We start from the raw sequence: 26,065 nt of genomic DNA, 5'->3' as shown, positions 1-26,065 counted from the left end.
GTTTGCCGTCGGGCCGTTTGCTTTTTTGCGCGAGTACGTGGAGATACGTAACGTCACGCTGCCCGGTGGTCTTTCCTACCCCGCGATCGTTGATGTGCGAACGCGTCAAAATCGAACTCGTCTGATTTCATCACCAACGGCAACGCCATACATTGATCGCTTCGAGAACCGAAGTGAACGATGAGGCCGACTCGCGTTAGCGGTCGCGCCGGGAGGGGTAAATGGCGAACGAAAGCCTGAGATTGAGTGACGCAGCGTGGGCGGAGCTGCGGAGGCGGGAAAGCGCGGTTATGGCTTACTACAACGATCAGGCGAACAACTGTACCTATGGTATCGGAACGCTGGCTCACACCGGGCCGTGCACCCCGGAAGAATTGCGCACGCCGGTTACGACGACGCAAGTCAATGCACAACTCGCGGTCCGGGTCCGTCGGGCAGAAGCTGCCGTGCGACGACATGTATCGGTTCGGCAATTGACGCAGCTGCAGTTCGATGAGCTCGTCAGCTATGCCTACAATACCGGCAACACAGGTGCGCTGGCCGTGTTCCGTTCAGCGAATCAGAGCGACGACGCGGGCGTCGTGTCGCACATGAATCGGCGCGTCTGGATTCATCCACGAGACGTTAACGGGCGTCGTCTGGCGCCCGTTCGTTCAAACGGGCTTGTCAACCGGCGCCGACTTGAATCGGCGCCGTTCCAGCCACAACAGAGGGCACCGTGAGAACGGCCATGATCGGTTTGCTCGTGCTGGCATCGACGCATGCATTTGCCGGCCCGACGGCAGCGGACGAGATAGCGACGCGCAGCGGCTTGCCGGCAAGCGAGGTCAACGCGCTGCTCAGCGACTGTGACTCGAGCCAGACGAGCATGAATTTTTGCGCGTGGCGCGATCAGATCGTCGCCGAGCGGGAATTGCAGCGGATCGTCGACAAACAGGTGAGCGAGCAGCCACGGCGCAAGGCGGCGCTCGACGCGCAGATCGCGAAGTGGAAGAAAGCGCGCGACACATCCTGCGAAAAATCGGCGCGTAACGCATGGGGCGATGGTTCGATGCGACCTGCGGCACAGGCGATCTGTGCAACGGCGGCAACGAAGGAAATGGTGAAAAGGTTGTCCGCTCGCGCTTCCCACAAACCTTCATGAATCGATCCGACATGACAAAAGCCCGCTGCGTTCGCGATCTCGTAACCGTCGATGCGTATTCGCCATGTCACCGTGGTCCACGGCATTGAGACCCGGGCGATGACGATGCAACCGGTCTCCTGAGTAAGCGTCGCATTTCGCGCAGGGGACGGCTACTCGCTACAGGGATCCTATTTCCCGACCGCAACCGGCAGCGGTTCCCCCGTGCTCATTTGCCCGGCGACAGGACTGCGTCAATCGTTCTATTTCGCATTTGCGGCTTGGCTGCGCTGCGACGGCCATCCGACCTTCGTATTCGATTACCGCGGCATCGGCGCCTCGCGTGACGAGGGCCACGTCCGCCGATCGGTCGTGCGCAAGCAGGACTGGGAGCAGCTCGACATGCCCGCCGCACTCGACTGGCTCCTCGGTGAAACCGGCGCGAGCGATGCTCATCTGATCGGACATAGCGCGGGCGCGCAACTGGTCGGTCTGATGCCGAACCATGCGTCGGTTCGCTCGCTATGCGCAATATCCGCTTCATCTGGATACGTTGGCAACGTCCGGTGGCCGATGCGAGTTGCCGCATTGTTGCTGGCGAATCTTTATGTACCGGTTAGCGCGCGCCTGTTCGGCTATGTGCCTGCCAGGGTACTGGGGTGGGGCGACGATCTGCCGGCGCGGGTCGGGCTCCAGTGGGCTCGGTGGTGCCGACGCCCCGGATACATGGCGAACGAGTTCGGGATTGGCGTTACCCGCCACTACTACGACGAATTCGTTGCTCCCGTCACGGTCGTCGCAGCGACCGACGACCCACTCGCGACGCCGGCCAATATTGAGGACTGGCTGCGTTGGTTGCCGAACGCCAGCCGCGACGTCCATTTCATCGCCCCGAAAAACTGCGATGGCCGAGAATCGGCACGTCGGCATGTTCCGCCGCGCGAATTCGTCGTTGTGGCCGGAACTCATCAGGGGAATGCAGGAGTGAACACCCTGGCGTACCCGCGTCCGTGTATCAGGAGATTAGAGCGGCCGGCGTCCGCTCAAACGGCCGTGTCCCGATGGGTGACGATCGATTCGTTCCCGTTGGGAAATAAATCATCGACAACTGGGATATTTGTTACCGAAACGGTTTCACTTATTCTACGGGCTCACCACCCATCAAGAGTCCGACCATGTCGATCCGTCATCTGTTTTCTTCCGCATTCGCGGCGACTGCACTACTCGGCGCCGCATCCGCGAGCATCGCCGGCCCGCTGACCGTCGATGTCTACAACCCGGGCGCGCATGCGATCTTCCCGGTTTCGTCCGAAATCGTTTCGGGCAAGACCGAGGCGATCCTGATCGATGCCCAGTTCCAGCGCAACGACGCGCAGGCGCTGGTGAGCCGGATCAAGGCGAGCGGCAAGACGCTCAAGGCCGTCTACGTGAGCCACAGCGACCCGGACTATTACTTCGGGCTGGAAACCATCCACGCGGCGTTCCCGGATGCGAAGATCGTCGCGACGCCGCAGACCGTCGCCGCGATCGAGGCCAGCAAGGACGGCAAGCTGGCCTACTGGGGCCCCATCCTCAAGGACAATGCGCCGACCTCCGTGATCGTGCCGCAGCCGCTCGACGGCAATACGCTGCGCGTCGACGGCGAACCGCTGCGCATCGTCGGGCTCGACGGCCCGACGCCCGATCGCACGTTCGTGTGGATTCCTTCGGAGCGGACCGTGGTCGGCGGCATCCCGGTCGCCGCGAACATCCACGTGTGGATGGCCGACACGCAGACGCCGCTGTCGCATGCGAACTGGCTGGCGACGCTCGACCGGATCGATGCGCTGAAGCCGGCGCGCGTCGTGCCTGGCCACTTCCTGCCGAACCGTGATGGCCGCCAGCCGTTCACCACCGGCGTCGCGTTCACGCGCAATTACGTGAAGGCGTTCGACCAGGAAACGGCGCGCGCGAAGGATTCGGCGACGCTGATCGCCGCGATGGAGGCGCGCTATCCGGATCTCGGCGACAAGTCGTCGCTCGAACTGAGCGCGAAGGTCGCCAAGGGCGAGATGCAGTGGCCCGCGCCGGCGCCGTTCCCCGCGGCGGGCAAGACGGTGCGCGCGCAGTTCGGCGCTACCGCGTTCGACCTGCACTTCCAGGACGACAAGACGATGTCGTTCGTCGGCACGGCCGGCCAATTCAAGGGTGTGACGGATACGGTGCAGTACACGGCGCGCGAGCTCCGTCCGCAGGTGTACATGGTGTACTGGCATGAGCCGGCGACCGGCTCGAACGTCGTGCACGTCGAGGATTTCGAACGCGGCACGGTGCAGACGAACATCGCGACGAAGGACGGGCAGTTCCTGCATCTGTCCGGGACGCTGACGATCGTCGGTCGGGAGCGAACAGGTCTTCCGCCATCGAAAGGAAAAAGCCCGCATTCAGCGGGCTTTTTTGCGATCGATGCGGCAGCAACGCTCAGACGTTGAACAGGAAGTTCATCACGTCCCCGTCGTGCACGACGTATTCCTTCCCTTCGGCGCGCATCTTGCCGGCTTCCTTCGCGCCTTGCTCGCCCTTGTACGCGACGAAGTCGTCGAACGCGATCGTCTGCGCGCGGATGAAGCCGCGTTCGAAGTCGGTGTGGATCACGCCCGCCGCTTGCGGCGCGGTATCGCCGATGTGGATCGTCCACGCGCGCACTTCCTTCACGCCCGCGGTGAAGTAGGTCTGCAGGCCGAGCAGCTTGAAGCCCGCGCGGATCACGCGGTCGAGGCCCGGCTCTTCCATGCCCATGTCGGCAAGGAACGCTTCCTTGTCCGCGTCGTCGAGATCGGCGATTTCCGCCTCGATCGCCGCGCACACGGCGACCACCGGCGCGTTTTCGCTTTCCGCGTACTTGCGCACCGCCTCGAGGTGCGGGTTGTTCTCGAAGCCGTCGTCCTTTACGTTGGCGACGTACATCGCCGGCTTCGCGGTGATCAGGCAGAACGGCTTGATCAGCGCCTGTTCGTCGTCCGACAGCGCGAGGCCGCGCACGGCCTTGCCCTGGTCGAGCTGCGCGCGCACCTTTTCGAGCACCGCGACGAGCTTCGCCGCTTCCTTGTCGTTGCCCGACTTCGCCGCCTTCGAATAGCGCGTGAGCGCCTTCTCGATGGTGCCGAGGTCGGCGAGCGCGAGTTCGGTGTTGATCACTTCGATGTCGTCGATCGGGCTGACCTTGCCGGCGACGTGAATGACGTTCTCGTCCTCGAAGCAGCGCACGACGTGCGTGATCGCATCGGTTTCGCGGATGTTGGCGAGGAACTGGTTGCCGAGGCCTTCACCCTTGCTCGCGCCCGCGACGAGGCCCGCGATGTCGACGAATTCGACGACGGCCGGCACGACACGCTCCGGCTTGACGATCTCGGAGAGCGCCTTCAGGCGCGTATCCGGCACTTCGACGATGCCGACGTTCGGCTCGATCGTGCAGAACGGGTAGTTCTCGGCGGCGATGCCGGCCTTGGTCAGCGCATTGAACAGGGTGGACTTGCCGACGTTGGGCAAGCCGACGATGCCGCATTTGAGACTCATGGAATCCTTCGGACGGGTGAGGCGGCGCGGCCGGACTGGGCACGGCGGCGCGGGAAAAAAGGGCGGCCGGCGCGTGGAGCGCGGCGGGCCGACGGTCAAAGACACTATTGTACCGTGCCGGCGCCCCGGTTTCCGGGCCGGCGCCGAACGGCCGATGCGGCGGGCCGCCGCGCCGGCGCACCGGCCTGCGATTCCGCTGATTTCCCGCAAAGTCCGGCCGCGTAAGGGTTTGGCCCCGCGGCTATAATGCCCGCCATGACTGCCCACCACACCTTCGACGTCGCCGTGGTCGGCGGCGGGCTCGTCGGCAAGACGGCCGCGCTCGCGCTGACCCAGTCCGGCTACAAGACAGCCTTGCTCGCCCAGCCCGCCACGCCGCGCCCCGCGGATCTCGCGTTCGACACGCGCGTCTACGCGCTGTCGTCCAGTTCGCAGGCGTTGCTCGAGCGGCTGCGGGTCTGGCAGGCGCTCGACCACGGCCGGCTCGCGCCGGTGTACGACATGCGCGTGTATGGCGATGCGCATGCCGAACTGCATTTCTCCGCCTACCAGGCGTCCGTGCCGCAGCTCGCATGGATCGCCGAATCGTCGCTGGTCGAGGCGTCGCTCGACGCCGCGCTGCGGTTCCAGCCGAACCTGACATGGTTCGACGCGCGTGCGCAGGGTTTCGACGTGCGCGACGACGCGGCCGTGCTCACGCTGTCGTCGGGGCAGGTGCTCGAAGCCGATCTCGTCGTCGGCGCCGACGGCGCGCATTCGTGGGTGCGCTCCCAAATGGGGGCCAGGGTCGAGCGGCGCGACTACCGGCAGACGGGCGTCGTCGCGAACTTCAAGGCGTCGCTGCCGCACCGCGAGACGGCCTACCAGTGGTTCCGGGAAGGCGAGATCGTCGCGCTGCTGCCGCTGCCGGACGGCCATGTGTCGCTCGTGTGGTCCGCGCACACCGCGCATGCGGACGAACTGCTCGCGCTCGATCCGGCGCAGCTCGCGGCCGAAGTCGAGCGCGTGTCGCACGGCCAGGTCGGCACGCTCGAATGCGTGACGCCGGCCGCCGGCTTCCCGCTCGCGCTGCAGACGGTCGACAAGCTGATCGCGCCGCGCGTCGCGCTGGTCGGCGACGCCGCGCACCTGATCCACCCGCTCGCGGGGCAGGGGATGAACCTCGGGTTGCGCGACGTCGCGGCGCTCGCCGACGCGATCGCGGGCAAGGAAAGCTTCCGCAATCTCGGCGATACGGTGCTGCTGCGCCGCTACGAGCGCTCGCGCCGCGAGGACATCCGCGCGCTGATGGTCGCGACCGACGGCCTGCAGCGGCTGTTCGCGGTGCCGGGCTCGCTCGCGAAGGCGGTGCGCAACGCAGGCATGGCGTTCGTCGGCGCGCAGCCGCTCGTGAAGCGCTGGCTCGTGTCGGCCGCGCTCGGCTGAGCGAACCTTCTGCCGCCGCGCCGGTCGGAGACGGTTCCGTTACGGCGTACACTGTGCCGAGCACCCCGATTGAGCTGAAGGAAGATTTCGATGAAAAAAACGATCCGCATCGCGTCGCTGGCGCTGGCCGTCACGATGGCGACGCTTGGCTGCACCGCACAGGCCGACCAGACCACCGACAAGCTGAAGGCCACGCTGCAAGCGCGTCTCGGCAACGACGCGCCGATCAAGAGCGTGTCGAAATCGCCGGTGGCCGGCCTCTACGAAGTGAACCTCGGCTCGCAGATCATCTATAGCGACGCGGCGGGCGACTACGTGCTGCTGGGCGACCTCGTCGACGCGAAGACGCACAAGAACCTGACCGACGCCCGCCTGTCCGAAATCAACAAGATCGACTTCGCGAGCCTGCCGTTCGCGAATGCGATCAAGGTCGTCAAGGGCAACGGCGCACGCAAGATCGCGGTGTTCTCCGATCCGAACTGCCCGTACTGCAAGAAGCTCGAGACGACGCTGCAGTCGGTCGACAACGTGACCGTCTACACGTTCCTGTATCCGGTGCTGTCGCCGGATTCGACCGCGAAGTCGAAGGCGATCTGGTGCGCGACCGACCGCGCGAAGACGTGGGAAAGCTGGATGCTCGACCACCGCGCGCCGTCCGGCGCCGGTACCTGCGACACCACCGCGCTCGACAAGAACCTCGCGCTCGGCCGCGGGATGAACGTCACGGGCACGCCGACGATCTTCCTGCCGGACGGCCGCCGCCTGCCGGGCGCGGTATCGGCCGACCAGCTCAACCAGGCGCTCGCCTCGAGCAAGTAACCGACCGCGCGCCGGGCGCATGGCCCGGCCAGCGAGGGGCGCCCGCATGATCTGCCGGCGCCTCTCTTCGTTTTCGCCGCCGTATTCGACCGACCGATTGCCACGATGACCCAGCCGATCCGCTATTCGATTGTCCCGAAAGATCTTGCCGCGCACCTGTTCGAAGTGACGGTGACAGTGGCCGATCCCGATCCCGAAGGCCAGCGTTTCTCGCTGCCGGTATGGATTCCGGGCAGCTATCTCGTGCGCGAGTTCGCGCGCAACATCGTGACGCTGCGGGCGTTCAACGACGCGGGCCGCAAGGTGCGCATCGCGAAAACCGACAAGCACACGTGGCAGGCCGCGCCCGTGACCGGCACGCTGACGCTGCGATACGACGTGTACGCGTGGGATCTATCGGTGCGCTCCGCGTATCTCGACGAATCGGGCGGCTTCTTCAACGCGACGGCCGTGTTCCTGAGCGTCGCCGGTCGCGAGGCGGCGCCGTGCGAAGTCGACATCGCGAAGCCGGCCGGCGCGGCGTTCCGCACGTGGCGGGTCGGCACCGCGCTGCCCGAGGCGCGCGGTACCAAACGCTACGGGTTCGGCGCGTATCGCGCGGCGAACTACGACGAGCTCGCCGACCATCCGGTGACGATCGGCGAATTCGCGCTCGCGACGTTCGACGCGCACGGCGTGCCGCACGACATCGTGATCGCCGGGCGCGTGACGCAGCTCGACCTGGAGCGGCTGCGCACCGATCTGAAGCGCGTGTGCGAAGCGCAGATCGCGCTGTTCGAGCCGAAGTCGAAGAAGGCGCCGATGGAGCGCTACGTGTTCATGACGCTCGCGGTCAGCGACGGCTACGGCGGTCTCGAGCATCGCGCGTCGACCGCGCTGATCTGCAACCGCACCGACCTGCCGGTGAAGGGGCGACCGGAAACGACCGAAGGCTATCGCACGTATCTCGGCCTCTGCAGCCACGAGTACTTCCACACGTGGAACGTGAAGCGCATCAAGCCGGCGGCGTTCGTGCCGTACGATCTCACGCGCGAGAACTACACGTCGCTGCTGTGGCTGTTCGAGGGCTTCACGTCGTATTACGACGACCTGATGCTGGTCCGCAGCGGGCTGATGTCGCAGGACGACTATTTCGCGGCGCTCGGCCGCACCGTCGGCGGCGTGCTGCGCGGCACGGGCCGGCTCAAGCAGAGCGTCGCGGAAAGTTCGTTCGACGCGTGGATCAAGTACTACCGCCAGGACGAGAACGCGACCAACGCGATCGTCAGCTATTACACGAAGGGCTCGCTCGTCGCGCTGGCGTTCGATCTCGCGATTCGCGCGCAGACGCGCAACCGGAAGTCGCTCGACGACGTGATGCGCCTGCTGTGGCAACGCTACGGCCGCGATTTCTATCGCGGCAAGCAGGCGGGCGTGGAAGAAAACGAAGTCGAGGCGCTGATCGAGGAAGCGACGGGCGTCGCGCTCGGCCGCCTGTTCGACGACGCCGTGCACGGCACGCGCGACCTGCCGCTCGGCGACCTGCTCGCGCCGTTCGGCGTGACGCTGGCGCCCGACGTCGCGACCGGCGCGGCCGCGAAGCCGACGATCGGCGCGCGCGTGCGCGGTGGCGCGGACTGCACGCTGGCGGCGGTCTACGAAGGTGGCGCCGCGCATCGCGCGGGGTTGTCGGCCGGCGACACGCTGATCGCGCTCGACGGGCTGCGCGTGACGGGCACGAACCTCGATGCGCTGCTCGCACGCTACCGGCCGGGCGACAAGGTCGAGGTTCACGCGTTCCGCCGCGACGAACTGCGCACCGCGAAACTGAAGCTCGACGGCCCGGAAGTCACGCGCTACCGGCTGACGGCGGCCGCGAAGCCGGCCGCGGCCACGAAGGCCCGCGAAGCCTGGCTGAAGGGGTGAACGGCCGCAAGCGGGTATCGGGGCGCGATCGAAGATTGTTCCGTTGCTGCAACAATCCGTCGCCCTGAGCCCGCTTTTTCGCGGTCATGCGGCCACGCACAATGGCGTCACTCGCGCTACCGAAGCGCAACCCTACCGGAGCCTGACATGACGACCATTCTGCAAATCAATTCCGCCGCGCGCTCGCAAGGTGCGCAATCCACGCTGCTGGCCAACGAACTGACGGCAAAGCTGCAACAATCGAACCCCGGCGCGAACGTCGTGGTTCGCGACCTGCTGGCCGATGCGCTGCCGCACCTCGACGAATCGGTGCTCGGCGCGTTCTTCACGCCGGCCGACAAGCGCACCGCGGAACAGAATGCGATCGTCGCGAAGAGCGATGCACTGATCGCCGAGCTGCAAGCCGCCGACATCGTCGTGATCGGCGCCCCGATGTACAACTTCGGCATCTCGTCGCAACTGAAGACGTACTTCGACTGGATCGCCCGCGCCGGCGTCACGTTCCGCTACACCGAGAACGGCCCGGAAGGCCTGATCAAGGGCAAGAAGGTTTACGTCGTGACGGCCCGCGGCGGCAAGTACGCCGGTACGCCGAACGACAGCCAGACGCCTTACCTGCGCACGTTCCTCGGCTTCGTCGGCATGACCGACGTGAGCTTCATCTTCGCGGAAGGCCTGAACCTCGGCCCGGACGCGCAGAGCGCCGCGCTCGCCAGCGCCCGCGAAGCGATTGCCGCCGCGTAACGCGTGAGGTCGATGCGGGGGCGACGCACCCGCTGCGTTGCCCGATAGAGAAACGCCGCGCCCCGAAAGGGACGCGGCGTTGTTGCATTCGGCCGGCGAACCGGCCGCCGGGGCCGTTACGCGAGCGTCTCGGCCACGTCCGGCAGGCGCCAGTCGATCGGTTCGCGGCCTGCGTCGACCAGATATTCGTTCGCGAGCGCGAAATGGCGGCAGCCGAGAAAGCCGCGATGCGCGGACAGCGGCGACGGATGCGGCGCCTCGAGCACGCAATGTGCGTTCGCGTCGAACAGCGCGCGCTTGGCCTGCGCGTGCGCGCCCCACAGCATGAACACGAGCCCGCGATGGCGGCGGGCCAGCTCGCGGATCAGCGTGTCCGTGCATTGCTCCCAGCCGCGCTTCGCATGGCTCGCGGCCGCGCCGCGCTCGACCGTCAGCACGGTGTTGAGCAGCAGCACGCCCTGGCGCGCCCACGTGTCGAGGCAGCCGTGACGCGGCGTGTCGTGACCGAAGTTCGCGGCGATTTCCTTGAAGATGTTGCGCAGCGACGGCGGTGGGCGGACGGCCGGGGGCACCGAGAACGCGAGGCCGTGCGCCTGCGGCGTGCCGCGATCGTCGCCGTGGTACGGATCCTGGCCGAGGATCACCACCTTCACGTCGTCGGGATGCGTCAGGCGCAGCGCGCGGAACACGTCGGTCGGGTAGACCGTCTTGCCGGCCGCACGCTCTTCGTCGACGAAGCGGCACAGCGGCGCGTACGCGTCGCTGTCGGTGAACGGTTTCAGCACGTCGCGCCAGACGGCCGGCAGCGCGTCGAATTGCGCGGCGAGATGCGGCACGTCGGCGGCAACAGGCTGCGGTGCCGCGGCGGCCGGGGCAGCGGCCGCCGCGGCCGCCGGTGCGGCGGTTTTCTTCGCGGGTTTGCGTCCAGCGGCAGGCGGCTCGGACGCCGGGGACGGGATATCGGCCGGCGCCGTTTCCGGCACGGGATCGTCGAACAGCGACGCCTGTTGCGGCGCGCGGGAAGTCTTGCGGGTTGCCATGCGTGATGCGTGTTTATTGCGCGCGCAGCCGGTAGCCGCGCTGCGCCTTGCTGATGTTTTCGGGAACGAGGCCCGGCAGCGCCTGCTGCAGTTCGGCGGCGAGCGTCGCGAGCGCCGTTTCCGGGCCGTCGATCAGTTCGAGTTCGATTTCGCTGATCGGTTCGCGGCGCGTTTCGTGTTCCGCCTGGACGACGATCTCGCCGAGGTCCACCGCGGCTTCGACGGTTGCTCCGCCGATTGCGACGCGCCACAGCGTACGCGAAAAATCCGTGCGGAACAGCGCGTACAGGGTGCCGGCCGCGTCATGCAGCGCGGCGGCGGCTTCCGGCACGTCGCAGGCCGCGACGAGCGCGTCGATCTCGAGTGCGTCGCCGGCGACCGGCAGTTCCCATTCGTGGCGGCGGTGCAGGCCGCCTTGCGCGCTGCCGACCGTCTTGAACGTCTGCAGCCAGCCGTCCGGCGTGCGGCGTACGCGCACCGCGCTCTTCGAGCGCGCCAGCGCGAGATCGGGCGTGTCGTAATAGACGTTCGCGAGCGTGATCGCGTGGCCGGCTTCGCCGGTCAGCGTCTCGAAGAAGCGGCGCGCGGCGTCGGCCTGGCCGGCCGGCAGCGCGAGCTTGATTTCCTTTTCGATCGCCATCAGAAGAACATCCGTGCGAGTTCCTCGCCCGGCTGGTCGGCGCGCATGAACGCCTCGCCGACGAGGAACGTGTTCACGTTCGCCGCGCGCATCGTGTCGACGTCGGTGCGCGACAGGATGCCCGATTCGGTCACGACGATGCGGTCGGCCGGAATCATGTCGAGCATGTCGAGCGTGGTCTGGATCGACGTCTCGAACGTGCGCAGGTTGCGGTTGTTGATGCCGAGCAGCGGCGTCTTGAGCGTCAGCGCCTGTTCCATCTCGTGGCGGTCGTGCACTTCGACCAGCACCGCGAGGCCGAGCGAGTGCGCATAGGCCTCCAGATCCTGCATCAGCGGCGTGTCGAGCGCGGCGGCGATCAGCAGGATCGCGTCGGCGCCCATCGCGCGGGCTTCGACGATCTGGTACGCGTCGACGATGAAATCCTTGCGCAACACCGGCAGCGTACATGCGGCGCGCGCTTCCTCCAGGTAGCGGACGCCGCCCTGGAAGAACTGCTCGTCGGTCAGCACCGACAGGCACGCGGCGCCATGCGCCGCATACGAGCGCGCGATGTCGGCCGGCACGAAATGCTCGCGCAGCACGCCTTTCGACGGGCTCGCCTTCTTGATTTCGGCGATCACGGCGGCGCTGCCGGCCGCATGCTTCGCGCGCAGCGCGCCGACGAAGTCGCGCAGGTCGCGCGACGATGCTTCGAGTTTCAGTGCCTCGAGCGGCGTGCTGCGCAGGGCCGCCGCGATTTCTTCGCGCTTGACGGCGATGATTCGGTCGAGAATGTCGCTCATGTGGATTCCTGCTGGATTCGTGTAAGAGGGTCAGCGCTTGAACTGCTGCGTGAAGCGTACGAGTTCGTCGACCTTCGCGCGCGCCTTGCCGCTCGCGATCGCTTCGCGGGCGAGCTGGATGCCGTCCGCGATCGATTCGGCGACGTTCGCCGCATAGAGCGCGGTGCCCGCGTTCAGCGTGACGATCTCGCGCGCGACGCCCGGCTGGTTGTCCAGCGCGCCGAGCAGCATCGTGCGCGATTCGTCGGCATTTTCCACCTTCAGCGTGCGGTTCGACACCATCTGCAGGCCGAAGTCCTCCGGATGGATCTCGTATTCGTGCACCTGGCCGTCGCGCAATTCGCCGACGAGCGTCGCGGCGCCGAGCGACACCTCGTCCATCCCGTCCTTGCCGTACACGACGAGCACGTGCTGCGCGCCGAGGCGCTGCATCACGCGCACCTGGATGCCGACGAGGTCGGGGTGGAACACGCCCATCAGCTGGTTCGGCGCGCCGGCCGGATTGGTCAGCGGGCCGAGGATGTTGAAGATCGTGCGCACGCCGAGCTCGCGGCGCACGGCCGCGATATTCTTCATCGCCGGATGATGGTTCGGCGCGAACATGAAGCCCATGCCGGTTTCGGCGATCGATGCGGCGACCTCGTCCGGCTGCAGATCGATGTTCACGCCGAGCGCCTCGAGCACGTCGGCGCTGCCGGACTTGCTCGACACGCCGCGGTTGCCGTGCTTCGCGACCTTCGCGCCCGCGGCCGCCGTGACGAACATCGACGCGGTCGAGATGTTGAACGTGTGCGCGCCGTCGCCGCCGGTGCCGACGATGTCGACGAAGTTAGAGTTGTCCTGCACCTCGACGTGGTTCGCGAATTCGCGCATCACGGTCGCGGCGGCGGCGATCTCGCCGATCGTCTCCTTCTTCACGCGCAGCCCGGTGATGATCGCGGCCGCCATCACGGGCGACAGGTCGCCGCGCATGATCAGCCGCATCAGGTGCAGCATTTCGTCGTGGAAGATCTCCCGGTGCTCGATCGTGCGCTGCAGCGCTTCCTGCGGGGTAATCGTCATCGTGAGGCTCCGGTCATGCAGCCTGCGCAGCCGCGCGCGCCTGCTTCAGGAAATTCTCGAGCAGCGCATGGCCATGCTCGGACAGGATCGATTCCGGGTGGAACTGCACGCCTTCGACCGGCAGCGACTTGTGGCGCACGCCCATGATCTCGCCGTCGTCGGTCCATGCGGACACCTCGAGGCAGTCGGGCAGCGATTCGCGCTCGATCGCGAGCGAGTGGTAGCGCGTCACGTCGAAATGCTTCGGCAGGTCGGCGAACACGCCGCGGCAATCGGTTTCGATCCGGCTCACCTTGCCGTGCATGATGGTCTTCGCGCGCACGACGCGGCCGCCGAACGCTTCGCCGATCGCCTGGTGGCCGAGGCAGACGCCCAGGATCGGTTTCTTGCCCGCGAATTCGCGCAGCACGTCGAGCGTGATGCCCGCATGCTGCGGATTGCTCGGCCCCGGCGACAGGCAGATCGAGTCGGGGTTCAGGCGCGCGATGTCGTCGAGCGTGATTTCGTCGTTGCGATAGGTACGCACGTCCTCGCCGAGTTCGCCGAAGTACTGGACCAGGTTGTAGGTAAACGAGTCGTAGTTGTCGATCATGAGCAGCATGGTCAGTCTCCGGTCAGAAGTCGCTATCGAGGCCGTCCTGGACCTGTTCGGCCGCACGCAGCACCGCGCGCGCCTTGTTCTCGGTCTCTAGCCATTCGGATTCGGGTACCGAATCCGCGACGACGCCGGCCGCCGCTTGCACGTACAGGTTGCCGTTGTGGATCAGGCCCGTGCGGATCGCGATCGCGAGATCCATCTCGCCCGAGAACGACAGGTAGCCGACCGCACCGCCGTACAGCCCGCGCTTGACCGGCTCGAGTTCGTCGATCAGTTCCATCGCGCGCACTTTCGGCGCGCCGGACAGCGTGCCGGCCGGGAAGGTCGCGCGCAGCACGTCGTAGTTCGTCATGCCGGGCTTCAGCTTGCCTTCGACCGAGCTGACGATGTGCTGCACGTGCGAGTACTTCTCGATCACCATCTTGTCGGTCACCTGCACCGAGCCGATTTCCGCGATGCGGCCGACGTCGTTGCGCGCGAGGTCGATCAGCATCACGTGCTCGGCGATCTCCTTCGGATCGTTGAGCAGCTCGGTCGCGAGTTCCGCGTCGCGCTCGGGCGTGTTGCCGCGCGGGCGCGTGCCGGCGAGCGGCCGGATCGTGACGATCTGGTCGTCGCCGCGCTTTTCCTGGCGCACCAGGATTTCCGGCGATGCGCCGACCACGTGGAAATCGCCGAAGTTGTAGTAATACATGTACGGCGACGGATTCAGCGAACGCAGCGCACGGTACAGCGACAGCGGATTGTCGCGGTACGGCTTCGTCAGTCGCTGGCCGACCTGGATCTGCATCAGCTCGCCGGCGGCGATGTATTCCTTCGCCTGACGCACGGCGGCCAGATAGTCGTCCTTCTTGAATTCGCGGAACGTCTCGGTGCGCACGCTCGCCGACGTGACGGGCGGTTGCACGGTCGTGCGCAGGCGCTGCTTCAGTTCGCGCAGGCGCTGCTTCGCCTTCGTGTAAGCCTCCGGCTGGGCCGGGTCCGCATAGATGATCAGGTAGAGCTTGCCCGCGAGGTTGTCGATCACCGCGACTTCCTCGGTGAGCAGCAACTGGATGTCGGGCAGGCCGAGATCGTCGCGCGGCGCGGTGTTCGCGAGCTTCTTCTCGATGTAGCGCACCGCGTCGTAGCCGAAGTAGCCGGCGAGGCCGCCGCAGAAGCGCGGCAGGCCCGGGCGCTGCGCGACCTTGAAACGGGCCTGGAACGATTCGATGAACTGGAACGGGTCGCCGTCGTGCGTCTCGACGACCTGGCCGTCGCGCACGACTTCCGACACGCCGTTGCGGGTGCGTACCAGCGTGCGGGCGGGCAGGCCGATGAACGAGTAGCGGCCGAAGCGTTCGCCGCCGACCACCGATTCGAGCAGGAACGAGTTGGCGCCCGCGCGTTCGGGCTGGGCCAGCTTCAGGTAGAGGGACAGCGGCGTTTCGAGATCGGCGAGGGCTTCCGCGATCAGCGGGATGCGGTTGTAGCCTTCGTTCGCGAGCGATTGGAATTCGAGTTCGGTCATGTTCCGGTCCTGTTCGGGACGAGCGGCGCGTGCGCCAGGGATCACTTGACGCTGCGCGGGTGGCCGTCGGCGAAAGGGCGGTCGATCGAGAAGTGCCTGTTGCCGGCCGGCACTCCGGGCGTGAGCGTCGCGAGCCTGCGGCCGATCCTGAACGCAAGCGTTCGGACGCGGTGGAACTCGAGGTGGTGCGACGATCGGCGCGCGGATGCGCAGCGAGATAAAAAACGGCGCTGAAGACGTGCTTCAGCGTACCTCATCGAAGAGGTTAGCGCGACCAGCGACGCCAGGGCCAGGCTCCCCGGTCGATGCTGCTCAGACTCCGTTTTTTATTCAGAAACATGCGGATGGAAGAAATAATCAGACGGTTGGCCGGCCGGCGTTGTGCGCGGAAATTGCGCGAGCCGCGACCAGCAACGAATCGACTATACCATCCGAATTTATCGTTTGTATAGCTTTGCCGTGGTTGTAGCCGTACGGCACCGTCAGCGTCGCCATTCCCGCCGCGCGGCCCGCCAGCGCGTCGTTTTCCGAGTCGCCGATCGCGACCGCGGCGTCCGGCGCGACGCCGAGCGCGTCGCAGGCCGTCAGCATCGGCAGCGGGTCGGGCTTCTTGCGCGCGACGCTGTCGCCGCCCAGCACGATGCCGAAGCAGCCGGCCAGCCCGTATTGTTCGAGCAGCTCGACCGCGAAGCGGTGCGGCTTGTTCGTCACGCACGCGAGCCGGATGCCGGCCGCCCGCAGCGCATCGAGACCGGCCGCCACGTCCGGATAGAGACGCGTGTGGCGGCCGTTGATCTTCGCGTATTCGGTCTGGTAGATCGCCAGGGCGTCGTCGAAGCGGGCGTGCGCTTCGTCGGCCGGGAAGCGCGGCTTCAGCACGCTCTGGATCAGGTGTTCGGAACCCTTGCCGACGTAGCCGATCACCTCGTCGCGCGATGTGGCCGGCGCGCCGAGCTGCGCGAGCATCCCGTTCAGGCCGGCCGTGAAATCGTCGGCCGTGTCGACCATCGTGCCGTCGAGGTCGATCAGCGCGGCATCGATGCGCGGCGCGGCGAAGCGGATCGGGGCCGCGTCCGTGGCGGCCCCGGCCGGCGCGTGGCCGGCGAACGACGAGTCGGCCACGGCGTCAGCTCCGCTCGACGGTGGCGAGCGCCGCGCGCATCTCGTCGATCACCTGGCGGTAGTCGGGCTTGCCGAAGATCGCCGAACCGGCGACGAACGTATCGGCGCCGGCCGCCGCGATTTCCGCGATGTTGTCGGCCTTCACGCCGCCGTCGACCTCGAGCAGGATCTCGCGGCCGGTGCGCTCCGTGTATGCGTCGATGCGGGCGCGCGCTTCGCGCAGCTTGTTCAGCGTTTCCGGAATGAACGACTGGCCGCCGAAGCCGGGGTTCACCGACATCAGCAGCACGAAGTCGAGGCGATCCATCACGTGGTCGAGGTAGTTCAGCGGCGTGGCCGGATTGAACACGAGACCGGCCTTGCAGCCGTGGTCGCGGATCAGCGACAGCGTGCGGTCGATGTGGTCGGAGCCTTCCGGATGGAAGCTGATCAGGTTCGCGCCGGCCTTCGCGAAATCGGGCACGATCCGGTCGACCGGGCGCACCATCAGGTGCACGTCGATCGGCACCTGCACGTGCGGGCGGATCGCCTCGCAGACGAGCGGGCCGATCGTGAGGTTCGGCACATAATGGTTGTCCATCACGTCGAAGTGGATCCAGTCGGCGCCGGCGGCGACCACGTTGCGGACTTCTTCGCCGAGCCGTGCAAAGTCGGCCGACAGGATGCTGGGAGCGATGCGGAATTGAGTCATGACAGGGGAGCGGGGACGTTGCGGCGCAAAACCGTCATTCTACCGTCCGGCGACCCGGCGCGCGGCGGCAGGCCGTGCGGTTGCGGCCCGATTGCGCATAGAATGCCGAACCAATGCGGCGCGCCCGCGGCCCGGCCGCTCGAGTCGGCGCGCGCGGTTACCTACAGCGGACACACCATGAGTCAGTATCAGTTCACCGTTTCGGTGAAAACCAGCTACTTGCCGGAACAATCCGACCCCGATCACCGTCAATACGCATTCGCGTACACGCTGACGATCCGCAACACCGGGCAGGTCGCGGCGCAGTTGATCGCGCGTCACTGGATCATCACGGACAGCGAGAGCCACGTGCAGGAAGTGAAGGGGCTCGGCGTCGTCGGGCACCAGCCGCTGCTGCAGCCGGGCGAGCATTTCGAATACACGAGCTGGGCCGTGATCGCGACGCCGGTCGGCACGATGCGCGGTGCGTACTTCTGCGTCGCGGAGGACGGCGAGCGTTTCGAGGCGCCGGTCGACGAATTCGCCCTGCACATGCCCCGCACGCTGCATTGAGCGTGCGGCGCGCGTCAGCGCGGCTGGCGGTCGTTGTTGCGGGGCTGCTTCTTTTTGCCCGACGACGTCCACACGACGATGAAGATCAGCAGGGCAAGCGCTACGAAGGCTTCGAGCGCGAAGATGAGCATCGGATATTGGTCGAGAAAATCTGACATGGCGGTTTCCATCAAGAACGGACATTGTATGTGGTTTGGGCCCCGGCTGGCCGGGTGGATGGCCGCTGCTGCCGCGGCGGCGCTGCTCGCCGCGTGCGGCGGCGCGCCGACGCGAACCTCCGCGCTGAAGCCGCCGACCGGCGCGGCGATCGTGCCCGGGCAGGTGGCCGCGAAGCGGCTCACGCCGGTCGCGTGGCAGCAGGTGCCGGGCTGGCAGGACGATTCGCTGATCGGCGCGACCGCCGCGCTGCGGCAGAACTGCGCGCGGCTCGCGCGCCAGCCGGCCTGGGCGCGCGCTTGCGCGGCCGCCGACCGGCTCGACGAACTCGACGTCAGCAGCGCGCGCGCCTTCTTCGAAACGTATTTCACGCCGTTCCAGTTCGCGAACACCGACGGTACGCTCGACGGGCTCGTGACCGGCTATTACGAGCCGCTGCTGCACGGTTCGCGCGTGCGCCGCGGCCCGTATCAGTACGCGCTCTATCGCTGGCCGGCCGGCTATCGCGCGGGTGCCGCGCTGCCGGCACGCGCGCAGCTCGAGCGCGCCGGCATCCTGAACGGCAACGAGCTCGTGTGGGTCGACGATCCGATCGAGGCGTTCTTCCTGCAGGTGCAGGGCTCGGGGCGCGTGCTGCTCGACGACGGCTCGGTGATGCGGGTCGGCTTCGGCGGCACCAACAACCAGCCGTACCGTTCGATCGGCAAGTGGCTGCTCGATCATGGCGAGCTGACGCCCGCGCAGGCGACGATGCAGGGCATCAAGGCCTGGGCGAAGGCGAACCCGACCCGCGTCGATGCGCTGCTCGACACGAATCCGCGCTTCGTGTTCTTCCGCGACATGCCGACCAAGGAGGATGCGCCGCATGGCGGCGCGGACGGTCCGATCGGCGCGCTCGGCGTGCCGCTGACGCCGGAGCGCTCGATCGCGGTCGATCCATCGTCGATCCCGCTCGGCACGCCGGTGTTCCTGCAGACCACGCGTCCGCTGACGAATACGCCGATGAACCGGCTCGTGTTCGCGCAGGATACGGGCTCGGCGATCAAGGGCGGCGTGCGGGCAGACTATTTCTGGGGGCTCGGCGACGACGCGGGCGACCTGGCCGGCCGGATGAAGCAGGTCGGCCGGATGTGGCTGCTGTTCCCGAATTCGTGATTCGGGGTGGCGCGGCTTGCCCGGAGGGGGCTGCGCACGACAGGCGGCATGGGCCGCGCGATTCATGCGCGTGCCGTGCCGCAGGCCCGATCACGGGTGCGGCCATGCGATCAGGTTTGCGTGAGGTTGCGCGCGTCGCGTCGAACGATGCTTCGGAATGAAACAGCCCGATCGGCGTTGGTCGATCGGGCTGTTTCATTTGGCGGCACGGATTCGCTGCTACACGACGTGTGCGCGGCGAGCGGCCTCAGCCCTTGCGCTTGTCGACGACGCGGCGCGCTTTGCCGACCGAGCGCTCGATGCCGTTTACGGGCAGCACGTTGATCACGGCCGTCACGCCGATCAGCGACTTGATGTCGTACGCGAGCGCCTGTCTTGCCGCCTGGATCGCCGCGGAATCGGGCGCGGTCTCCGGGCAGGGCTCGACGTTGAGCGTCAGCACGTCGAGCGGGCCTTCCTTCGTCAGCACGATCTGATAGTGCGGCGCGAGCGCGCGCTGCTTGAGCAATTGTTCCTCGATTTGCGTCGGGAACACGTTGACGCCGCGCACGATCATCATGTCGTCCGACCGGCCGGTGATCTTCTCCATCCGGCGCATCGTCCGGGCGGTGCCCGGCAACAGGCGCGTGAGGTCGCGCGTGCGATAGCGGATGATCGGCAGCGCTTCCTTCGTCAGCGACGTGAACACGAGCTCGCCGAGTTCGCCGTCCGGGAGCACTTCGCCGGTTTCCGGATCGATGATTTCGGGATAGAAGTGGTCTTCCCAGATGGTCGGACCGTCCTTGGTCTCGACGCATTCGGACGCCACGCCCGGCCCCATCACTTCGGACAGTCCGTAAATGTCGACTGCGTCGATGCCCATCCGCTGTTCGATGGCGACGCGCATGTCGTTGGTCCACGGCTCCGCGCCGAAGATGCCGATGCGCAGCGAGCTGTGCACGGGATCGAGGCCCTGGCGCTCGATCTCGTCGGCGATCGACAGCATGTAGCTCGGCGTGACCATGATGATGTCGGGCCGGAAATCCTGGATCAGCTGTACCTGCTTTTCGGTCTGGCCGCCGCCGAACGGGATCACGGTCAGCCCTGCGCGTTCGGCGCCATAGTGCGCGCCGAGCCCGCCCGTGAACAGCCCGTAGCCGTAGCTGACGTGCACCTTGTCGCCGCGGCGCGCACCGGCGGCGCGGATCGAACGTGCGACGAGATTCGCCCACGTGTCGATGTCGGCGGCCGTATAGCCGACGACCGTCGGCTTGCCGGTCGTGCCCGACGACGCGTGGATGCGCGAGATCTGGTCCTGCGGCACCGCGAACATCCCGAACGGATAGTTGTCGCGCAGGTCGCCCTTGGTCGTGAACGGGAAGCGCGACAGGTCGGCGAGTGTCTTCAGGTCGTCGGGATGCACACCGGCTTCGTCGAACTTGCGGCGATAGACGGGCGAGTGGTCATACGCGTGCCGGAGCGACCACTTGAGGCGTTCGAGCTGCAGCGCGGTCAGCTCGTCGCGTGAGGCGGTCTCGATCGGCTCGAGCGGTAGCGGGGTAGTCATGCATGTCTCCAGTGTTTGTTATGGGCGAGCCGTCGACGTCAGCGGTCTGCCGGGATGACCGTGCCCTTGATCTGGGCGGATTTGCCGCGAAACATCGCGACCGTGTCGCCTGTCTGGTTCGTGACGCGGATGTCGTAGATGCCGTGGCGACCGGCGCGCGCCTGTTCGATCGCCTCGGCCGTCAGCAGGTCGCCGCCGTGCACGGGGCGCAGGAATTCGATCGAGCAGCCGGCCGCGACCGCATTCAGGTTGTACGAGTTGCACGCGAACGCGAACGTCGAATCGGCGAGCGTGAAGATGATTCCGCCGTGACAGGTCTGGTGCCCGTTCAGGAATTCGGGCCGCACGCGCATCTGCAGGCGCGCATAGCCGGCGCGGACTTCGGCGATTTCCATGCCGAACGCGCGGCTGCAGGCGTCGGCGTCGTACATGGCCTGCGCGGTGGCGCGGGCGACGGAATCAGGGTCGAGCGTGGCGGCGGCGTTCGTCATGTCAACGCCCCTCGAAGCGAGGCGCGCGCTTCTCGATGAAAGCCTGCACGCCTTCCGCATAGTCGTGCGACTGGCCGAGCTTGCGCTGCAGGTCGCGTTCCAGGTCGAGCTGCTGATCGAGCGTGTTCGTGACGCTGTCTCGCATCGATTGCTTGATCGACGCGATGGCGAGCGTCGGCTGCTGCGCGAGCTGGGTGGCGAGCTTGCGTGCGGTCGCGACGAGGGCGTCGTCGTCGACCGCACGCCAGATCAGGCCCCACTGTTCGGCCTGTTCGGCGCCCAGCTTGTCGCCGGTCAGCGCGAGCCCCAGCGCGCGCGCCATGCCGACGCGTTGCGGCAGGAACCACGTGCCGCCCGAATCGGGTACGAGCCCGATCTTGACGAAAGCCTGGATGAAACTGCTCGAGCGGGCGGCGAACACGAGATCGCACGCGAGCGCGAGATTCGCGCCGGCGCCGGCCGCTGTGCCGTTGACGGCGGCGATTACCGGAATCGGCAGACGTTGCAGACGGCGGATCAGCGGATTGAAATGCTCGTCGATCAGCGCGCCGAGGTCGGTGGATGCGCCCGGCGTGAAATCGAGGTCGGCCAGATCCTGTCCCGCGCAAAAGCCGCGCCCCGCGCCCGTCAGAATCAGCGCGCGTGCACCGGCCGCCTCGACTTCATCGAGCGCCGACTGCAGTTCGCGATGCATCGCCCGCGTGAAGCTGTTCAGCTTGTCGGGGCGGTTGAGCGTGATCATGGCCACGCCCGCGGCCGGATCGATATCCAGCTGGATCGCCTGATAGGACATGCAGTATCTCCTTCATGACTTCGTTATAGGCGCGCGGCGCGTCGGTTACACGCGTTCGATCGCGATCGCGATGCCCTGGCCGACGCCGATGCACATCGTACAGAGCGCGAAGCGGCCGCCGGTACGCTCGAGTTGATGGAGCGCCGTGGTGACAAGCCGCGCGCCCGATGCACCGAGCGGGTGGCCGAGCGCGATCGCACCGCCGTTCGGGTTCACGCGCGGATCGTCGTCAGCGACGCCGAGCATGCGCAGCACGGCGAGACCTTGCGATGCGAACGCCTCGTTCAGCTCGATCACGTCGAACTGGTCGATGCGCATGCCGAGCTGGTGCAGCAGTTTCTGCGTGGCCGGCGCGGGGCCGATGCCCATCACGCGCGGCGCGACGCCGGCCGTCGCCATGCCGACCACGCGCGCGCGGCGGCGCAGGCCATACTGGTCGGCCGCCTGCGCATTGGCGAGCAGCAGCGCGCAGGCGCCGTCGTTGACGCCCGACGCGTTGCCGGCCGTCACCGAACCGTCTGGCCGTACCACGCCCTTCAGCTTCGCGAGCGCTTCGAGCGACGTTTCGCGCGGATGCTCGTCGCGCGACACGACGATGGCATCGCCTTTCTTCTGCGCAATCGTGACCGCGACGATTTCTTCAGCGAGCGTGCCGTCCTGCTGCGCCCGCGCCGCCTTCTGCTGGCTGCGCAGCGCGAACAGGTCCTGATCCGCGCGGCTGATGTGGTAGTCGACCGCGACGTTCTCGGCCGTCTCCGGCATCGAATCGACACCGTACATCTGCTTCATCAGCGGATTGACGAAGCGCCAGCCGATCGTCGTGTCGAAGATGTCGGCCTGGCGCGCGAACGCGCTCGTGGCCTTGCCCATCACGAACGGCGCGCGCGTCATGCTCTCGACGCCACCCGCGATCATCAGGCGCGCCTCGCCTGCCTTGATCGCGCGCGCGGCCGTGCCGACCGCGTCCATGCCGGAGCCGCACAGCCGGTTCAGCGTCGTGCCCGGCACGGCGGTCGGCAGGCCCGCCAGTAGCGCCGACATGCGCGCGACGTTGCGGTTGTCCTCGCCGGCCTGATTCGCGCAACCGAAGATCACGTCGTCGATCGCCGCCCAGTCGACGTCGCGGTTGCGCTCGATCAGCGCCTTGAGCGGCACCGCGCCGAGGTCGTCGGCACGGAGATCTTTCAGCGCACCGCCGTAGCGGCCGATGGGGGTGCGAATCGCGTCGCAGATGTAGGCGTCTGTCATGGGCGTATCGATGAGTGACGAACCCGCTTGGTGGCGGATTCGTTCATGGTAGAGAACATGGCGGCGTTTGCACGTCGGCCAATCGGGTTATGCCGTCTGGCCAGCTTCCGCCGGCACCGCCCTCGGGGCAACATGGACGCGGCTTTGCACCACGCGGAACCGGTTGGCGACGAATGCCGGGTCGGCCAGCGCCGCGTTGGCTGCCGGGTTCGCGCCCGTGCCGTGGAAGTCGGAGAACGCGGCCGACTGGTTGACGAATACACCGCCCGTCAGGTTGATCGACAGCGCGACGCCGCCGCGTACTGCCGCGTCATGCGCGGCGTCGACGACTGCATCGTCGGTGCTGTAGACGGAGAGGGTCAGCGCGCCATGCTCGGCGGCGATTTCACCGGCCAGGTCGAGCGATTGCGCGGTCGAGTCGGTCGCGATCACGAACGAGATCGGGCCGAACCATTCCTGCGTGAATTTCTCGCGGTCGGCCACGTCGAGTTGCAGCACGAGCGGCGTGCGCACGCGCGCATCGGGGAAGGCGGGATGCTGGAGGGGCACGCTCTCGGCGAGCACGCGGCCGAGCTTGCGTGCGTCGTCGATGCGCGCGGTCACGCCATCGTTCTGGATCGCGCCGATCAGTTCGACCGAGCGTGCCGGGTCGCCGGTGAGTTTCTGCACGGCAACCGCGATCGCTTGCGCGACTTCGTCGAAGCTCGCGTGGCCCTCGGCCGTCCGGATGCCGTCGCGCGGTACGTAGATGTTCTGCGGTGCCGTGCACATCTGGCCGGAGTACAGTGCCAGCGAGAATGCGATGTTCCTGGCGGCGGCCTTCAGGTCGTCGGTCGAGTCGATCACGATCTGGTTGACGCCGGCCTTCTCGGTGTAGACCTGTGCCTGGTGGGCATGGCGTTCGAGCCACGTGCCGTTCTGCGTGCTGCCGGTGAAGTCGATCAGCTTGATCTCGGGGCGCAGCGCGAGATCCTGGACGAGGGCCCCGTCGTTAGGTTCGGTCGCGAGGAGCGTGACGACGTTCGGATCGAACCCGGCTTCGCGCAGCACGTCGCGGGCGATTCGTACCGTGATGGCGAGCGGCAGGATCGCACCCGGGTGCGGTTTGACGATCACGGTATTACCCGTTGCCAGATCGGCGAACAGGCCCGGGTAGCCGTTCCAGGTCGGGAACGTGCAGCAGCCGAGCACGAGGCCCGTGCCGCGCGGCACGATCGTATAGCGCTTGTGCATCGCGAGCGGCGGGTTCTTGCCTTGCGGCTTTTCCCAGTGCGCATCGGCCGGGATGCGACGCAGTTCGTCCCACGCATAGGCAACCGCCTCGAGGGCGCGGTCCTGCGCGTGCGGGCCGCCGGCCTGGAACGCCATCATGAACGCTTGCCCCGTGGTGTGCATCACGCTGTAGGCAATTTCGAAGCTTGCACGGTTCAGGCGCGCGAGGATCTCGAGGCTGACGCCGACCCAGGCCTTCGGGCCGGCTTCGCGCCACGTGCGTTGCGCGGCGATTGCTGCGGCGATCAGTGCATCGGGCGTCGATTTCGGATACCGGACGCCCAGCGCGATACCGTACGGCGAGCGCTCGGCGCCGACCGTTTCGCCGGACGCCGGCTGGTCGAGCACGAAGGTCTTGTCGAGGTGCGACTTGAACGCGGCCTCACCGTCCGCGCTTGCGCTTTCCCCGTACACTTTGGGACTCGGCATTTCGGCGAACGGGCTCCAGTACCCGCGGCTCTCGATGGCGGCGAGTGCGTGCTTCAGCGTGTCTTCGTGCTTCGTGAACAGTGCATGGGTCATGGCGGCGGCCTGGTGATCGTTGAGAGGGATCGGATCGATTAATTAACCGACCGGTTGGTCGGAGAATGGTAGCATCAAACTATTCGCATGTGCGAGGCGTTTCTCATTTCATTGATCGAGGAGAAATAGATGGCTTACGAGAACATCCTGGTGGAGACCCGGGGGCGTGTCGGTCTGGTGACCCTGAACCGTCCGAAGGCGCTGAATGCGCTGAACGATGCGCTGATGGATGAGCTGGGTGCTGCGCTGAAGGCGTTCGATGCGGACGACGATATCGGCGCGATCGTCGTGACCGGGAGCGAGAAGGCGTTTGCGGCCGGCGCGGACATCGGCATGATGGCGACCTACTCCTATATGGATGTTTATCGGGGTGACTACATCACGCGCAACTGGGAGACGGTCCGCGCGATCCGCAAACCGATCATTGCGGCGGTATCGGGCTTTGCGCTGGGCGGCGGCTGCGAACTCGCGATGATGTGCGACATCATCTTCGCGGCGGACACGGCCAAGTTCGGTCAGCCGGAGATCAAGCTGGGCGTGATGCCGGGCGCGGGCGGCACGCAGCGCTTGCCGCGCGCGGTATCGAAGGCGAAGGCGATGGACATGTGCCTGACCGCGCGCTTCATGGACGCGGCCGAGGCCGAGCGTGCCGGGCTTGTATCGCGCGTGCTGCCGGCTGACAAGCTGCTCGACGAGGCGATTGCCGCCGCGACGACGATCGCCGAGTTTTCGCTGCCGGCGGTCATGATGGTCAAGGAGTCGGTGAACCGCGCGTACGAGACGACGCTGGCTGAAGGCGTCCACTTCGAGCGCCGGTTGTTCCATTCGCTGTTCGCGACGGAAGACCAGAAGGAAGGGATGGCGGCATTCGTCGAGAAGCGCAAGCCTGTGTTCAAGCACCGCTAATCGGCCGGTGTCGACGCGGGGGGCACGACGGTGGCCTGTACCCGTTATCGTCGTGAGCGCCTCGTCCGGTTGGTAAAAAGCCTCCGTGCGCGCGAGCGCACGGGAGGCTTTTTCAAACTTTCTTCACAAAGCGCTTGCGCGGATGGGGGCAGGTGCTTAGAATCACGCCTCTTTCGCGCTTACGGAAACGCCGCGCGGAAGGAAGGGAAGCGGTGCTGTCGGGGTTCGGAAGTAGCGAGCCTTGGCGGTACGGAAGTTGAGCCCCGCAGTCGCAACGAAGTCGTTCAGAAAGTTGTTGACGCGCTGCGAAACACGGTTCATAATCTCGTTTCTCTGCTGCTGAAAACGCAGCACTGCTGAGAAACACGGAGTTTCTCGCAGAATTGCTCTTTAAAAATTAACAGC

General features: G+C 66.6%; 26 protein-coding genes. 11 read left to right on the top strand and 15 right to left on the bottom strand.

Translation table 11 applies throughout. The features are described 5' to 3' along the window. The first annotated feature begins 221 nt into the window (after nt 1-221). From HWX62_RS32490 to HWX62_RS32475, 4 genes are all read left to right on the top strand, one after another. Nucleotides 222-722, top strand: a complete 501-nt coding sequence (locus tag HWX62_RS32490) for a glycoside hydrolase family protein (RefSeq protein WP_175933245.1) — start codon at nt 222-224, stop codon at nt 720-722. Between the two features lie 8 nt (nt 723-730). Then, nucleotides 731-1,144, top strand: coding sequence for a lysozyme inhibitor LprI family protein (locus tag HWX62_RS32485; protein WP_175933244.1), 414 nt, complete (start codon nt 731-733; stop codon nt 1,142-1,144). A gap of 204 nt (nt 1,145-1,348) precedes the next feature. Next, nucleotides 1,349-2,383, top strand: a complete 1,035-nt coding sequence (locus tag HWX62_RS32480) for an alpha/beta fold hydrolase (protein ID WP_244136138.1) — start codon at nt 1,349-1,351, stop codon at nt 2,381-2,383. Continuing rightward, nucleotides 2,299-3,594, top strand: a complete 1,296-nt coding sequence (locus HWX62_RS32475) for an MBL fold metallo-hydrolase (protein ID WP_244136137.1) — start codon at nt 2,299-2,301, stop codon at nt 3,592-3,594. The genes HWX62_RS32480 and HWX62_RS32475 overlap by 85 nt, the downstream gene beginning before the upstream one ends. Here HWX62_RS32475 and ychF read toward each other — a convergent pair. Next, on the bottom strand, nt 3,584-4,678 hold the full coding sequence (ychF, locus tag HWX62_RS32470) for a redox-regulated ATPase YchF (RefSeq protein WP_059780274.1): 1,095 nt from the start codon (nt 4,676-4,678) through the stop codon (nt 3,584-3,586). The two genes, HWX62_RS32475 and ychF, sit on opposite strands and share 11 nt — an antisense overlap. A 246-nt stretch (nt 4,679-4,924) precedes the next feature. Between ychF and HWX62_RS32465 the strand changes: the two genes are divergently transcribed. From HWX62_RS32465 to HWX62_RS32450, 4 genes are all read left to right on the top strand, one after another. Beyond that, entirely contained in the window at nt 4,925-6,103 is a 1,179-nt protein-coding gene (locus HWX62_RS32465) for a UbiH/UbiF family hydroxylase (protein ID WP_175933243.1), read from the top strand. A gap of 90 nt (nt 6,104-6,193) precedes the next feature. Further along, nucleotides 6,194-6,922 carry a DsbC family protein gene (locus HWX62_RS32460; RefSeq protein ID WP_175933242.1) on the top strand — a complete coding sequence of 243 codons (729 nt, stop codon included), beginning with the start codon at nt 6,194-6,196 and terminating at the stop codon, nt 6,920-6,922. A 105-nt stretch (nt 6,923-7,027) separates the two neighbouring features. Further along, nucleotides 7,028-8,827 (top strand): PDZ domain-containing protein, encoded by a 1,800-nt coding sequence (locus HWX62_RS32455; RefSeq protein ID WP_175933241.1) that lies wholly within the window; start codon nt 7,028-7,030, stop codon nt 8,825-8,827. 147 nt (nt 8,828-8,974) lie between these two features. After that, nucleotides 8,975-9,571: an NAD(P)H-dependent oxidoreductase gene (locus HWX62_RS32450; RefSeq protein ID WP_175933240.1), complete on the top strand. Its 597-nt coding sequence runs from the start codon at nt 8,975-8,977 to the stop codon at nt 9,569-9,571. Between the two features lie 116 nt (nt 9,572-9,687). Here HWX62_RS32450 and HWX62_RS32445 read toward each other — a convergent pair whose 3' ends face one another. From HWX62_RS32445 to rpe, 8 genes are all read right to left on the bottom strand, one after another. Continuing rightward, nucleotides 9,688-10,611, bottom strand: a complete 924-nt coding sequence (locus tag HWX62_RS32445) for a uracil-DNA glycosylase (RefSeq protein ID WP_175933239.1) — start codon at nt 10,609-10,611, stop codon at nt 9,688-9,690. 13 nt (nt 10,612-10,624) lie between these two features. Then, nucleotides 10,625-11,251: a CYTH domain-containing protein gene (locus tag HWX62_RS32440; RefSeq protein ID WP_175933238.1), complete on the bottom strand. Its 627-nt coding sequence runs from the start codon at nt 11,249-11,251 to the stop codon at nt 10,625-10,627. Then, nucleotides 11,251-12,036: an indole-3-glycerol phosphate synthase TrpC gene (gene trpC, locus HWX62_RS32435; protein ID WP_175933237.1), complete on the bottom strand. Its 786-nt coding sequence runs from the start codon at nt 12,034-12,036 to the stop codon at nt 11,251-11,253. The genes HWX62_RS32440 and trpC overlap by 1 nt, the downstream gene beginning before the upstream one ends. A 30-nt stretch (nt 12,037-12,066) precedes the next feature. After that, on the bottom strand, nt 12,067-13,098 hold the full coding sequence (trpD, locus tag HWX62_RS32430) for an anthranilate phosphoribosyltransferase (RefSeq protein WP_175933236.1): 1,032 nt from the start codon (nt 13,096-13,098) through the stop codon (nt 12,067-12,069). Between the two features lie 13 nt (nt 13,099-13,111). Then, complete coding sequence (locus tag HWX62_RS32425) at nt 13,112-13,699, bottom strand: aminodeoxychorismate/anthranilate synthase component II (RefSeq protein WP_175933235.1); 588 nt, start codon at nt 13,697-13,699, stop codon at nt 13,112-13,114. Nucleotides 13,700-13,712: 13 nt separating this feature from the next. Beyond that, nucleotides 13,713-15,206 carry an anthranilate synthase component I gene (trpE, locus tag HWX62_RS32420; RefSeq protein ID WP_175933234.1) on the bottom strand — a complete coding sequence of 498 codons (1,494 nt, stop codon included), beginning with the start codon at nt 15,204-15,206 and terminating at the stop codon, nt 13,713-13,715. 357 nt (nt 15,207-15,563) lie between these two features. Beyond that, nucleotides 15,564-16,328 (bottom strand): phosphoglycolate phosphatase, encoded by a 765-nt coding sequence (locus tag HWX62_RS32415; protein ID WP_175933233.1) that lies wholly within the window; start codon nt 16,326-16,328, stop codon nt 15,564-15,566. Nucleotides 16,329-16,332: 4 nt separating this feature from the next. Then, complete coding sequence (gene rpe, locus HWX62_RS32410) at nt 16,333-17,019, bottom strand: ribulose-phosphate 3-epimerase (RefSeq protein ID WP_175933232.1); 687 nt, start codon at nt 17,017-17,019, stop codon at nt 16,333-16,335. A 177-nt stretch (nt 17,020-17,196) separates the two neighbouring features. Here rpe and apaG point away from each other — a divergent pair, with 177 nt between their 5' ends. Continuing rightward, nucleotides 17,197-17,571, top strand: coding sequence for a Co2+/Mg2+ efflux protein ApaG (gene apaG, locus HWX62_RS32405; protein WP_006477037.1), 375 nt, complete (start codon nt 17,197-17,199; stop codon nt 17,569-17,571). A 14-nt stretch (nt 17,572-17,585) separates the two neighbouring features. Here the strand turns inward: apaG and HWX62_RS33175 are convergent, their stop codons facing one another. Next, nucleotides 17,586-17,729, bottom strand: coding sequence for a hypothetical protein (locus HWX62_RS33175; RefSeq protein ID WP_244136136.1), 144 nt, complete (start codon nt 17,727-17,729; stop codon nt 17,586-17,588). A gap of 28 nt (nt 17,730-17,757) precedes the next feature. Here HWX62_RS33175 and HWX62_RS32400 point away from each other — a divergent pair, with 28 nt between their 5' ends. Next, nucleotides 17,758-18,882, top strand: a complete 1,125-nt coding sequence (locus HWX62_RS32400; protein ID WP_244136135.1) for an MltA domain-containing protein — start codon at nt 17,758-17,760, stop codon at nt 18,880-18,882. Nucleotides 18,883-19,129: 247 nt separating this feature from the next. On the opposite strand, the gene paaK is transcribed toward HWX62_RS32400, so the two are convergent. From paaK to paaN, 5 genes are all read right to left on the bottom strand, one after another. Next, nucleotides 19,130-20,428, bottom strand: a complete 1,299-nt coding sequence (paaK, locus tag HWX62_RS32395) for a phenylacetate--CoA ligase PaaK (RefSeq protein ID WP_175933230.1) — start codon at nt 20,426-20,428, stop codon at nt 19,130-19,132. A gap of 38 nt (nt 20,429-20,466) precedes the next feature. Next, nucleotides 20,467-20,919 (bottom strand): hydroxyphenylacetyl-CoA thioesterase PaaI, encoded by a 453-nt coding sequence (gene paaI, locus HWX62_RS32390; RefSeq protein ID WP_175933229.1) that lies wholly within the window; start codon nt 20,917-20,919, stop codon nt 20,467-20,469. 1 nt (nt 20,920) lies between these two features. After that, nucleotides 20,921-21,712 (bottom strand): 2-(1,2-epoxy-1,2-dihydrophenyl)acetyl-CoA isomerase PaaG, encoded by a 792-nt coding sequence (gene paaG / locus HWX62_RS32385; protein WP_175933228.1) that lies wholly within the window; start codon nt 21,710-21,712, stop codon nt 20,921-20,923. Nucleotides 21,713-21,757: 45 nt separating this feature from the next. Beyond that, a complete protein-coding gene (pcaF, locus tag HWX62_RS32380; protein WP_175933227.1) occupies nt 21,758-22,960 on the bottom strand; it encodes a 3-oxoadipyl-CoA thiolase in 1,203 nt (400 codons plus the stop codon). An 87-nt stretch (nt 22,961-23,047) separates the two neighbouring features. Then, a complete protein-coding gene (paaN, locus tag HWX62_RS32375) occupies nt 23,048-24,754 on the bottom strand; it encodes a phenylacetic acid degradation protein PaaN (RefSeq protein ID WP_175933226.1) in 1,707 nt (568 codons plus the stop codon). 129 nt (nt 24,755-24,883) lie between these two features. Here paaN and HWX62_RS32370 point away from each other — a divergent pair, with 129 nt between their 5' ends. Continuing rightward, nucleotides 24,884-25,660, top strand: coding sequence for an enoyl-CoA hydratase (locus HWX62_RS32370; protein WP_175933225.1), 777 nt, complete (start codon nt 24,884-24,886; stop codon nt 25,658-25,660). The last annotated feature ends 405 nt before the right edge of the window (nt 25,661-26,065 follow it).

Source organism: Burkholderia sp. BCC0506 (genome assembly GCF_902833145.1).
In the GTDB taxonomy this organism is placed as follows: domain Bacteria; phylum Pseudomonadota; class Gammaproteobacteria; order Burkholderiales; family Burkholderiaceae; genus Burkholderia.
This window is presented reverse-complemented; position numbering and strand designations above follow the sequence as displayed.

Bases quoted from the DNA above. Each gene is read 5' to 3' on its own strand.
- HWX62_RS32490 (WP_175933245.1), top strand. From the start codon at position 222: ATGGCGAACGAAAGCCTGAGATTGAGTGACGCAGCGTGGGCGGAGCTG.
- HWX62_RS32425 (WP_175933235.1), bottom strand. From the start codon at position 13,699: ATGCTGCTCATGATCGACAACTACGACTCGTTTACCTACAACCTGGTC.
- HWX62_RS32440 (WP_175933238.1), bottom strand. From the start codon at position 11,251: ATGGCGATCGAAAAGGAAATCAAGCTCGCGCTGCCGGCCGGCCAGGCC.
- trpE (WP_175933234.1), bottom strand. From the start codon at position 15,206: ATGACCGAACTCGAATTCCAATCGCTCGCGAACGAAGGCTACAACCGC.
- HWX62_RS33175 (WP_244136136.1), bottom strand. From the start codon at position 17,729: ATGTCAGATTTTCTCGACCAATATCCGATGCTCATCTTCGCGCTCGAA.
- HWX62_RS32450 (WP_175933240.1), top strand. From the start codon at position 8,975: ATGACGACCATTCTGCAAATCAATTCCGCCGCGCGCTCGCAAGGTGCG.
- pcaF (WP_175933227.1), bottom strand. From the start codon at position 22,960: ATGACAGACGCCTACATCTGCGACGCGATTCGCACCCCCATCGGCCGC.
- paaI (WP_175933229.1), bottom strand. From the start codon at position 20,919: ATGACGAACGCCGCCGCCACGCTCGACCCTGATTCCGTCGCCCGCGCC.
- HWX62_RS32460 (WP_175933242.1), top strand. From the start codon at position 6,194: ATGAAAAAAACGATCCGCATCGCGTCGCTGGCGCTGGCCGTCACGATG.
- HWX62_RS32445 (WP_175933239.1), bottom strand. From the start codon at position 10,611: ATGGCAACCCGCAAGACTTCCCGCGCGCCGCAACAGGCGTCGCTGTTC.
- HWX62_RS32400 (WP_244136135.1), top strand. From the start codon at position 17,758: ATGTGGTTTGGGCCCCGGCTGGCCGGGTGGATGGCCGCTGCTGCCGCG.
- HWX62_RS32455 (WP_175933241.1), top strand. From the start codon at position 7,028: ATGACCCAGCCGATCCGCTATTCGATTGTCCCGAAAGATCTTGCCGCG.
- trpC (WP_175933237.1), bottom strand. From the start codon at position 12,036: ATGAGCGACATTCTCGACCGAATCATCGCCGTCAAGCGCGAAGAAATC.
- paaK (WP_175933230.1), bottom strand. From the start codon at position 20,428: ATGACTACCCCGCTACCGCTCGAGCCGATCGAGACCGCCTCACGCGAC.
- ychF (WP_059780274.1), bottom strand. From the start codon at position 4,678: ATGAGTCTCAAATGCGGCATCGTCGGCTTGCCCAACGTCGGCAAGTCC.
- HWX62_RS32370 (WP_175933225.1), top strand. From the start codon at position 24,884: ATGGCTTACGAGAACATCCTGGTGGAGACCCGGGGGCGTGTCGGTCTG.
- trpD (WP_175933236.1), bottom strand. From the start codon at position 13,098: ATGACGATTACCCCGCAGGAAGCGCTGCAGCGCACGATCGAGCACCGG.
- HWX62_RS32475 (WP_244136137.1), top strand. From the start codon at position 2,299: ATGTCGATCCGTCATCTGTTTTCTTCCGCATTCGCGGCGACTGCACTA.
- HWX62_RS32465 (WP_175933243.1), top strand. From the start codon at position 4,925: ATGCCCGCCATGACTGCCCACCACACCTTCGACGTCGCCGTGGTCGGC.
- HWX62_RS32485 (WP_175933244.1), top strand. From the start codon at position 731: ATGATCGGTTTGCTCGTGCTGGCATCGACGCATGCATTTGCCGGCCCG.
- paaG (WP_175933228.1), bottom strand. From the start codon at position 21,712: ATGTCCTATCAGGCGATCCAGCTGGATATCGATCCGGCCGCGGGCGTG.
- rpe (WP_175933232.1), bottom strand. From the start codon at position 17,019: ATGACTCAATTCCGCATCGCTCCCAGCATCCTGTCGGCCGACTTTGCA.
- paaN (WP_175933226.1), bottom strand. From the start codon at position 24,754: ATGACCCATGCACTGTTCACGAAGCACGAAGACACGCTGAAGCACGCA.
- apaG (WP_006477037.1), top strand. From the start codon at position 17,197: ATGAGTCAGTATCAGTTCACCGTTTCGGTGAAAACCAGCTACTTGCCG.